Genomic DNA, 7003 nt, shown 5'->3' on the forward strand with positions numbered 1-7003 from the left:
CAAAAGAAGTGCTGGAGTCGACAGCTATTAACAACGAATCAGGTTGATAACTGAGCTTGATTGAGCACCGCTTCCGACACGACCCGTTGCGCCCGTAGCAGCGCGCTGGCATACGGTTGGGCCAATATCCGGCCGGGTGGATCGGTAGTCAGGTCGGCATCCCACAAGCCCGCACGATGCCATTGGTCGAGGTGATCCCAGTCGGGCCGGTCCACAATTGGGTACAGACATGCACCCCACAACGGCACACCCGCCCGCACAATGGCCGCACATTCCCGCCCAATCATATCGATCCACTGCGGCCGGTCGATGCCGGGGTGGCTGGTTTCGGTCAGGGCAATGGGGCGTCTGTAACGCCGGTATGCCTTCATCAGCAACTGCCGGAACGGCACCCAGCGTGGATCGGGAATGGGGTCATTCCAGGGCAAAAACGTACCCGTGTTCACAATCCACTGGTTGTTGTAGTAATAATTGAACCCCAGAATGTCGAGGTAGTCCGGCGAGCCACCCAGCTCGGGCGACAGACGCCCCGCCAGCATATCCACCGCCTGAAACTGGTTCGTATCAGCGAAAGCCGCATCCCGAATTTCCCGGCTCGTCGCGTTCAATGGTGGCACCATGTGTACGAGTGGTTCGGTGGTCAGGATTCGGATGGTGGGGTCCAGTTCGCGCATGGCCGCTACGCCCTCGATGTAGGCCCGCATCAACCCGAGCTTCACTTCCCAGCCTTGTTTGGTACAATAGGGCGACGTACCGCGTACGTCTCCCCCAAGCCACGACATAAAGCTCACCTCGTTGATGGGCGTCACAATCAGCGTATCGTCGGGGTAGCGGTCGCGGTAAAACGTCACGAACGCCCGGCACATGTGGGCAAATCGCCGGGCAAACATGGGGTGGAGGGGCGTCAGATCGTCGGGATAACCGAAATGACACAGATCCCACACCTGCTGAATACCCTGCCGATGCCCTTCGATCAGCATGTGTTCAACCACGCTCCAGTCGTAGTGATACGCTTTTTTCTCGACCTGACTCCAGCGGATACCCTCCCGCACGGTGCGGATGTTGAACGGGTCAAGGTCTTCGTAATCTTTTTTCAATAGGGGGAGGTGGCCCGTCAGGGGCAGAAAATCGACCCGGTTGCCAAAGGCATTGAGTTGGTCAGTGCATTCATAACCAGCCCACCAGAACGATTGAAAAGGATTTTTGACCGGTAGTTGTGTGCTGTTTGTACTGTTAGACATCAATGAGTAAGCCAGCGGGCTAAGCGTGTGATTGCTCTCTGTGAACAAAAAAAAACGCCGTTTATCGGTTGAAGGTGGACTTTTTTGAGCCAAGGGGACAATGGGATAGTGCAAGTCGACAGGTAATGAGCGTACCAGAACTATAGGGCCTGCACAATAGCTAGCACTAATTTCGCCGAGTTGCGGGCGGCTGTTTGGTAAAACGAGAGCATATCGCGCCGGGCGTTGTCGTCGGCCCGGTCGCTCAGACTCCGAATCACGAGGTGTGGCACCTGAAGCTGGTAACACACCTGAGCCACGGCTGCGCCTTCCATCTCGGTAGCGTCAGCCCCAAAATCCTGCCGCAGTTGCGCTACTTTTTGAGCCGAAGAAATAAATTGATCACCCGTTACCACCGTCCCCGTCACCACCGTTGGCGGGCGGGTTGTAATCGGGATTGGCTCAAAAGCGACCGTGCGGGCTACGGCCTGAGCGCGGAGCAGCATCAGCGAATCGGCCAGGAAGTAAGCCGGGTTTGCCTGTCCCGATAGGCTGTTGCGCGTTTGAATGGTAGGTTTCTGATCGAACGTAATGGACTGGTAATCATGATGAATGGTTCGGCTGGCAATAACGATATCGCCGGGCTGGAGATCGGGGTTGGTGCCGCCCGCAATACCGGTGAACAGCACACGCCGGGGCCGGAAATGGTCGAGCATCAGCGCCGTGGTCATGGCCGCGTTAACCTTTCCGATGCCCGTTTCGGCCACGACAACCCGCTGCTTACCAATGCGCCCTATAGTGAACGTTATACCATCGACAAGCACCGTTTTGGGCCGCTCAAGCGACTGCTTGACGAGCGCTACTTCAGCCCCAAACGCGCCCAGTAGACCCGTGATGGGTTGAGGTTTGTAACGTTGGGCGTGAGAGATTTGGGAGATTAGCAGCAGGAAGACCATGTATTTCATGGTGCAAAAGTAGCGGTTTCCCGTATCAATGCCCCGCAAAAAGCGCCAGCACACAGAACACGTCAACAATCCACAAGCCCAGCGGTACCTCGCGGCCTTTGCTGACAGCCACTTTAATGACCGTCCACGACAGAAATCCCCAGATCAACCCCTGCGTGATGGAGTAGCTGAACGGAATCAGCACGAGCGCCAGAAACGCGGGCAGCGCATCGTCTAACCGGCCCCAGTCGATGCGCGTAATGGGTTTCATCATGAATGCTCCAACCAGCACGAGCGCGGGAGCCGTGGCAATGGCCGGAATAACCGACAGCAGGGGCGATAAAAACAGAAACGGCAGAAAACAGCAGCCCGCCACAATAGCTGTCAAACCTGTTCGTCCGCCCTGCGCAATCCCCACCGCCGACTCAATGTAGGCCGTGCCGGGGCTGGTGCCAAACACCCCCGCCAGCGTAGTCGCTACGGCGTCGGTCAGGAGTGAGCGGTTCAGGTTACGTGGCTCACCATCGGGCGTTCGTAGATTACCCGCTTCAGCCACGCCTACGAACGTACTCAGACTGTCGAACAAGTCGGTGAACGCAAAGGCGAAAATAACCGGCCACAATGCCCACGACAGCGACCCGGCCAGATCGAGTTTGCCGATCAGCGAGAAATCCGGTGCGGCTACGAGACCCTGAAAATTAACCAGCGTTTTCTGCCCAAAATTCACCGCCGACGCATCGCCCCAGTATCGACCGATGGGCCAGGCTGCCAGCGTCGTGAGCACAATGCCGATGATGATGGCACCCGGCACGTTGCGCACGACCAGCACCGCTGTTAGCAACAATCCAAAGATGAACGTTAAGACGATGGGATCGGTCAGATGGGCGATGCTAACTAAGGTAGCGGGATTAGCCACGATGAATTTCGCGTTCTCGAAACCAATGAGCGTGATGAACAGGCCGATACCCGCCGAAACAGCGTAGCGCAACGGCAGCGGAATGATGCGTACAATGGCCGACCGGACGTTCAGCAGCGAAAGTAGCATGAACAAAATGCCCGCCCAGAAAACGGCTCCCAATGCCACCTCGGGCCGGATACCCATGCCTTTTACCGCCGTAAACGTGAAAAACGCGTTCAGGCCCATGCCCGGCGCTACCACAATGGGGTTGCGGGCATAGAGGCCCATCATCAGGCTGCAAAAGGCCGATAGCAGGATTGTAGCCGTCAGCACCCCGCTAAACGGCAGTCCCGCTTGGCTAAGGATAGCCGGGTTGACGATGATGATGTACATCGTCGCCAGAAAGGTCGAGACACCGGCGAGGACTTCGGTACGGCGGGAGGGCAGGGTTGGCAAAACAGTTTTTAAGTTTGTCGTTCGTAGTTTGTGGTTTGTAGTTGGCTGACGCGTCAGCCAACTACAAACCACAAACTACGAACGACAAACTTAAACTACCAAACCTCCCGCTGCTTCATCGACCCAAACCCGTGCGTTCGGCTGGGTCTGAACGATGCTGGCCGGAACCTGCTCGGTAACGGGGCCGGTCAGGGCCGTATAGAGCATAGCCGCTTTCTTGGCACCACTAACGAGCAAAATAACGGTTCGTGCTCCCGTCAGATGGCGCAGACCAAGCGTAATGCCCTGCGTCAGCACGGTTTCCTGGTCGAAGTATTTCTGCCCGACGGTTTTGGTGCTCTCGGCCAGTTCGACTACGTGACAGCCGTTTGTGAAGGGTGTCCCCGGCTCGTTGAGCGCGATGTGGCCATTCATGCCCATGCCCACCAGCAGCAGATCCAGCCCGCCCCGCCCGTCAATGAGCGCGTCAAGGCGGGCGCATTCGGCCGCGAGGTCATCGGCCTTGGCATTGAAGGTGTGAATCTGCTCCGGTCGCAGACCGAGCGGCCGGAACAGGTCTCGGTACACGTAATACGAGCAACTCCCGGCGTCATCGGGTCCGAAACCTACCCACTCGTCCAAACCCACGAACGTGCAGCGGCTAACGTCGACGTGGCCCGCCTGCGCCAGCGCGACCAGTCGCCGGTAGGTTTCGATGGGCGTATCGCCGGATGCCAGACACAGCAACGCGTCGGGTTTCTGGTTAATAAGGGCCGCAATGTGTTCGGCGGTGTGCTGCGATAGTGCGTCGTGATCGGGAAATTTTTGGATGTTCATGGTTATTTGGCTGGCTCAATTGACCTAATTCAGCCACGTTCCCGAAGCCGTAATTTACGACGCCGACCCGAAACACCGGGTGATCGGTTTAACAGAGCTGCTGGCGTGGTTGAGGTGGTGTCGGGTAGGGCAGGCTCACCGGGCGGCCCTTGCTTGACCGTTCGGACGGTCGCTTTTCTTCGGAGTCCACCTGACCGGTGAGCCGGTGGACTGTAAAAACTGGTTGATCGGTATAATAGCTTATCGCTGAGTTGTGGATCGTCTGACCGAAGCCAAAAAACGGGGTGACGCATAGCAGCCACAAGAGTACCGGGCGAATTTTGGTCATGGGGGAAAGATGGCGTAATTTTGCGGTTCGTTTTTCCACTTTATGCAACTGTCAGACCGAGGTTACCGCATTCAGGATGTCGACGTACTTGCCATAGCCGGGCAGTTCGGTCTGCCGCTGTACGTGTATGATGCCGACAAAATTATCGAAAAAATTGGCTTGCTCCGGTTATCATTTTCCGGCGTCAACCTGAAAATAAAGTACGCAGCCAAAGCGCTGACCAACGTGTCGATTCTCAAACTAATGCGGCAGCAGGGCATTGATGTGGAAGTTGTTTCGGTTAACGAAGCGCGGCTGGCGCTGCTGGCCGGTTTTGAGCCGGGCCAGATCATGTACACCCCCAGCGGCAACGCCTGGTCCGAAATTCAGGAAGCCTTGGAAATGGGGTTGCAACTGAACGCCGACAGCCTGCCGCTGCTCGAACAGATTGGCCAAACCTACGGCGACCGCTTTCCGGTGGCCCTGCGCATCAACCCCAGCATTGCCGAGGGGGGCACCTTCAAGATTCAGACCGGCCACGAAAACTCGAAGTTTGGCATTCCCAATCAGTACCGTGACCGTATTCGTACCATCGTCACCAGGTATGCTATTCCGATTGTGGGGCTGCACATCCATACCGGTTCAGACTTCAAGGACAGCAATACTTTTCTGAAGATCGCCGACGTGCTGTTCGAGATGGCCGGGGACTATCCCGACCTTCAGTTTATTGATTTTGGCAGTGGCTTTAAAGTGGCGTATCGCGAGGGCGACTATTCTACTAACCTGCCCGACCTGGGTGCCAGGGTGTCGGCCGCGTTCCGGGCGTTCTGTGATCGCTACGGCCGTGCTATTCAGCTTTGTTTTGAACCGGGAAAACTGTTAGTGAGCGAAAGCGGGCATCTGCTCGTGGGCGTCAACGTGGTCAAGGAAAACCCCACACGGACGTTTGTGCAGGTCGATTCGGGCCTGAATCATCTGATCCGGCCGATGATGTACGATGCCTATCACGATATAAAAAACATCTCGAACCCGCTCGGTCAGGAACAGCGCTACGATGTGGTGGGATACATTTGTGAGACGGATACGTTTGCCACGGATCGGGCATTACCCGAGGTGCGACCGGGCGACGTGCTGTCTTTTGAAAACGCCGGTGCCTACGGATTCAGCATGGCCTCGAATTACAACGCCCGCTTTCGCCCGGCCGAAGTGCTGGTTTATGAGGGAGCGCCGTACCTGATTCGCCAGCGCGAAACCTTTGCCGATTTAGTGCGCGGCCAGGAAATTATTGATTTTGACGAAGTAACTAATAAATTGGTAAACGCGGAGGCATAGAGTATTCACAGAGGAACAGAGAAAAACTCCGTGACCTCCCTGAATTCTCTGTTCCTCTGTCGGCCCCGCTCCGGCGTACCGGCCGATGCGGTTTAAAAAACTACAACAATGGGAAGAGCGTTTGAATACCGAAAAGCGCGGAAAATGAAGCGGTGGGGCCAGATGGCCAAGACCTTCACCCGCATTGGCAAAGATATCGTGATGGCCGTGAAGGGCGGTGGTCCCGACCCCGACACCAACGGGCGGCTGCGGGCTATAATCCAGAATGCCAAAGCGGCCAACATGCCCAAGGAAAATGTGGATCGGGCCATCAAAAAAGCGTCGTCGAAAGAACAGGAAGATTACAAAGAGATTGTGTACGAAGCGTATGCCCCGCATGGTATCGCTTTAGTGATTGAAACTGCCACCGATAACCACAATCGAACCGTTGCCAACGTGCGCAGCTACCTCAGCAGGCTCGGCGGCAGTCTGGGTACGCAGGGGATGCTCGATTTTATGTTCGACCGGAAGTCGGTGTTTCGCATTCCGGCCGAGGGCGTTGATCCCGACGAGCTTGAACTCGAACTGATCGACGTGGGGGGCGATGAGATTGAATTCGATGAAGAAGTCAATCAATACATTATTTACGGGGAATTTACGGCGTTTGGGTCGGTGCAGAAATTTCTTGAAGAGAAAGGCTTCGACATCAAACAGGCCGAGTTCGAGCGCATCCCCAACGATTACAAAGAATTAACCGACGAAGAAGTCGCCGACGTGGAAAAACTCATCGAGCGCATTGAAGAGGATGACGACGTACAGATGGTCTACCATAATATGAAATAGAGGGGAAGTGCTAAACAAAAAATGCCTGCTGAACAGCAGGCATTTTTTGTTTAGATGAGCAAAATTAATTCCCTTTATTACCCCTGGGGGCTGGTTTCTCTGAGGATTTGCACCCAGCCCTTGAGGATGAGCGGGGGGGCGTTGCGGGCCAGCACCCCGAAGCGTACACTGGCCTGGTAGTAGTACAAGCCGCTGGGCAACTCCGCCC

The 7003-nt window shown here is 56.0% G+C and carries 6 protein-coding genes; 2 read left to right on the forward strand and 4 right to left on the reverse strand.

The window, feature by feature from the left end:
* Window positions 1-38: 38 nt before the first annotated feature.
* From ACYVHB_RS25535 to ACYVHB_RS25550, 4 genes are all read right to left on the reverse strand, one after another.
* On the reverse strand, window positions 39-1241 hold the full coding sequence (locus ACYVHB_RS25535; protein WP_461054650.1) for an amine oxidase: 1203 nt from the start codon (window positions 1239-1241) through the stop codon (window positions 39-41).
* A 140-nt stretch (window positions 1242-1381) separates the two neighbouring features.
* Window positions 1382-2185 carry a 5'-methylthioadenosine/adenosylhomocysteine nucleosidase gene (locus tag ACYVHB_RS25540; RefSeq protein ID WP_461054651.1) on the reverse strand — a complete coding sequence of 268 codons (804 nt, stop codon included), beginning with the start codon at window positions 2183-2185 and terminating at the stop codon, window positions 1382-1384.
* Window positions 2186-2210: 25 nt separating this feature from the next.
* On the reverse strand, window positions 2211-3518 hold the full coding sequence (locus ACYVHB_RS25545) for an NCS2 family permease (RefSeq protein ID WP_461054652.1): 1308 nt from the start codon (window positions 3516-3518) through the stop codon (window positions 2211-2213).
* A gap of 90 nt (window positions 3519-3608) precedes the next feature.
* Complete coding sequence (locus ACYVHB_RS25550) at window positions 3609-4334, reverse strand: 6-phosphogluconolactonase (RefSeq protein WP_461054653.1); 726 nt, start codon at window positions 4332-4334, stop codon at window positions 3609-3611.
* Window positions 4335-4704: 370 nt separating this feature from the next.
* Here ACYVHB_RS25550 and lysA point away from each other — a divergent pair, with 370 nt between their 5' ends.
* Window positions 4705-5973 (forward strand): diaminopimelate decarboxylase, encoded by a 1269-nt coding sequence (lysA, locus tag ACYVHB_RS25555; protein ID WP_461054655.1) that lies wholly within the window; start codon window positions 4705-4707, stop codon window positions 5971-5973.
* A gap of 108 nt (window positions 5974-6081) precedes the next feature.
* On the forward strand, window positions 6082-6795 hold the full coding sequence (locus ACYVHB_RS25560) for a YebC/PmpR family DNA-binding transcriptional regulator (protein ID WP_461054656.1): 714 nt from the start codon (window positions 6082-6084) through the stop codon (window positions 6793-6795).
* The last annotated feature ends 208 nt before the right edge of the window (window positions 6796-7003 follow it).

The organism is Spirosoma arcticum, assembly GCF_054779955.1.